General features: G+C 71.5%; 3 protein-coding genes. All 3 read left to right on the plus strand.

All coding sequences use genetic code 11. The features are described from left to right. A partial coding sequence (locus tag E1200_RS32155; protein ID WP_207933650.1) for a PH domain-containing protein occupies positions 1–933 on the plus strand: 933 nt, incomplete at its 5' end. Continuing rightward, entirely contained in the window at positions 930–1499 is a 570-nt protein-coding gene (locus E1200_RS32160) for a hypothetical protein (protein ID WP_131956262.1), read from the plus strand. The genes E1200_RS32155 and E1200_RS32160, both read left to right, overlap by 4 nt. Before the next feature lie 198 nt (positions 1500–1697). Next, positions 1698–3281 (plus strand): GMC oxidoreductase, encoded by a 1584-nt coding sequence (locus E1200_RS32165; RefSeq protein ID WP_131956264.1) that lies wholly within the window; start codon positions 1698–1700, stop codon positions 3279–3281. The last annotated feature ends 65 nt before the right edge of the window (positions 3282–3346 follow it).

Consider the following 3346-nt stretch of genomic DNA (forward strand, 5'->3'; position numbering starts at 1 on the left):
GGGCTGCTGGTTGCCGGGGGCGTTGTGGCGTACGCCCTTCTCGTTCCCCGGGTGCTCCTGATCCCTCTGGTGGCGCTGTTCCCGCTCGCTCCCTTCGTGGTCGGCGGGTTCGCGGCGCGGATGCGGCCGCCGACGGCGGTGGCCGAGGACGGGGTCCGCTGCCACGCGGTCTTCTCGGTCCAGCTGCGGCGGCAGTTCGTGCCCTGGGCGGCGATCGCGTGGATCGGCGTGCTGAAGCGGGGCCGCCGGGCGCACGTCGCGCTCCGACTGACGGACGGGGGCCGGATCTTCCTCCAGCACCCGAACGGCCGGCAGGTCCAGGACGCCGTCGCGTTCATGCAAAGGCGGCACCTGGCGGCCTGCGGCGGGACGCCCCCGGCGATCGACGGTGCCCCTCTCCCTTGGCGGCGGCTGCGCCCCTGGGTGCGGGGGACGGCGATCGTGCTCCCTGTCGTGAGTCTGGTCGGGCCGGTGGCGTGGATCGTCGCGGAGACCGGCGGGGGCAGGTCCCCCGACGCGGTCGTCGCCTGCGACCAGATCCCGCGGGACGTCGTCGCGCGGGTGCTGCCGGAAGGGAGTGCGCACAGTTACGGCCATCCGGTGGCCTGCCGGTGGAGCACCGATTCGACCTCGGAGAGCGGCACCTGGATCGACTTTCACATAGGTGCGTGGTCGCGGTCCTATGCCGAGCGGTCGTACGAGGAGACCTTGCAGGCGATGCGGGACGCCGGGCGCAAGCCGACCATGATGCGGGACGGCGACGCCTACACCGTGGCATGGCAGGACGGCTGGGGCTTCACCGCCCAGGGAAGGGCGCACGTGAAGGGGTACCTGGTGATCGTCGCGCTCCACAATCGGCGAGCGGCATCGGCGGACGAGGCAGGGCGGCAGGCCGGGGACGTCCTGCGCGCGGTGACGGAGAAGCTGGCATGAGGCTGAACAGGCGCGAAAGCGGGCTTCTTATGGGGGCACTGCTCATTTCGGTTCTTCTGTGGGCGCCGTTCCTGGTGATCATGGCCGCCGCCCGGTCGGACGGCGACGAACTCGTCCCGCAGCGGACGCCCCTGGCGGATCTCTGCATCTGGTTTCCGCCCGCCGAGGCCGCGCGGCTGGTGCCCGAGGCGCGTGCTCCCGTCTCGCAGGCGATCTTCTACGGGGAGGTGCAGTGCGACTGGGCCAGTGCCGACGACCGCACCCAGTTGGGCTTGAGCGCCTACCGCCCTTCCGGGGCGCTGACGGCCGAGAAGGAGGCCGCTGAAGTGCGGGACTTCTACGACGGCCGAGCGCCGGACGAAGGCGAGCCGGCCGGGATCGGGGAGTCGAGCGTGGTCGGTGTCCGGCACGGGTCCGACTACACCGAGGCCCACGTCATCGTGCGGGACGGATTGCTCGTCGCGCAGGTCACCTACCGTGTGCCCGGTAAGGGGACGGACGTCGCGGGCAAGGCCAGGGAAGCCGCCGCCGAGCTGATGCGCCTGCTGCCGCCGAAGGGGCGCTGACCGAGGCCCGCACGGGGGACGCCGTGATCGTCCCGCCTGTGCTGGGCTAGTCGTTCGGCTAGGAATTTGCTAGCCGATCGGCTAGACAAGGCGGGGTCTTGATCAATAACGTCGGGGGCGCACTGGTAAGCGGTTACTTCCGGTTTGCGGGTTCGTCGTCGTGGGCTCGTCCGCCGGTCCTCCGAGGTTTGGAGTCCCATGGTCGAGATCAGTCGTCGCTCCCTGCTCGGTGGTGCCACGGCGGCTGCCGGGCTCACCGCTCTCGGCGCGCCGCGGGCCCACGCGGGTGCGCGCAGGCGGGTGCCGGTGACTCGGGAGGAGCACCGGCTCGTGATCGTCGGGTCGGGGTTCGGGGGCGGGGTCGCGGCGCTGCGGTTCGCGCAGGCCGGGGTGCCGTCGCTGGTCCTCGAACGGGGGATCCGGTGGCCTACCGGGCCGGACGCCGAGACCTTCCCGCGCGCCACCAGTCCGGACAAGCGCGTCATGTGGATGGGGCTCGACCCGGAGCTGTTCGGGATGCCGATGCCCGTCCACGACCCGTACACCGGCCTGCTGGAGCTGGTGAAGGGCGACGGCATGAACATCATGTGCGCCGCGGGCGTCGGTGGCGGGTCGCTCGTGTACCAGGGCATGACGCTGAAGCCGGAAGCGCACGTCTTCAACGCGACCATGCCCGAGGAGCTCGACTTCGCGCGGATGGACCGGGTCCACTACCCGCGGGTGGCCCGCATGCTCAAGGTGGCGACCGCGCCGGACGAGCTGATCGCCGGGGACACCTACCGGCCGTCCCGGGTCTTCGCCCGCAACGCCGAGCGCGCCGGGTACGAGGTGTCGAAGATCCCGATGCCGATCGACTGGTCGTTCGCGTTGCGGGAGCTCAAGGGGGAGATGAAACCGTCCTACACCAACGGTGACTGCTCCTTGGGCGTGAACAACGGCGGCAAGCACTCGGTGGACGTCACGTACATCGCCGCGGCGCGGGCCACCGGGCGGGTCACGGTCGCGACGCGGCACAACGTCACCGACGTGGCCATGGCGGCGGACGGGCGCTGGCAGGTCCTCGTCGACCGCATCGCCACCGATGGAACGGTCCTGGAGAAGAAGATCATCACGGCCGGGGCCCTGGTCATGGCGGCCGGCAGCGCCAACACGACGAAGCTGCTGATGCGCGCCGCCGCCAAAGGGCACATACCGGATATGCCCGATGGTCTCGGCACCGACTGGGGCACCAACGGGGACCGGATCTACGTCTGGACCGACTTCGCCGACGACTTCGGCGTCCCGCAGGGCGGTCCGGTCGTGTACGGCAGCAAGGACTGGGACGACCCCGCTACGGCGAACACCGTCATCCAGGCGTCGCTTCCGCCGCTGCCGGTCAACCTGCGCTCGACGATGCTCGTCGGTTACGGCGTGAGCCAGGGGCGTGGACGGTTCGTCTACGACGCGCGGAAGGACGACGCCGTCCTGCGCTGGCCCCGCGGCGGCGACGGCCCCCTGTACGACCGGCTGCACGAGCGCGCCCGCGCGATCACCGGGCCGGGCTCGCTCCTCCTCGACACCAACGGGATCGTGCCCTCCACTTGGCATCCCCTCGGCGGCGCCTCGATGGGCGTCGTCTGCGACCTCGCGGGACGGGTCCTCGGCCACCGCGGCCTCTACGTCCTGGACGGGGCGCTCATGCCCGGCACGACCGCGGCCTGCAACCCGTCCATGACCATCGCCGCCGTGGCCGAGCGGGCCACGGACGAACTCGTCGCCCGGGACGTCGGAACGGTGTTCTGACCTCGCGCCACTCGGTAGGCTGCGTGGTCCGCGGGGCCGGGGGGTCCCGGCGGACCGGGCGGAGG

Origin of the sequence: Actinomadura sp. GC306 (assembly GCF_004348665.1) — a bacterium.
Classification (GTDB): Bacteria; Actinomycetota; Actinomycetes; order Streptosporangiales; family Streptosporangiaceae; genus Spirillospora.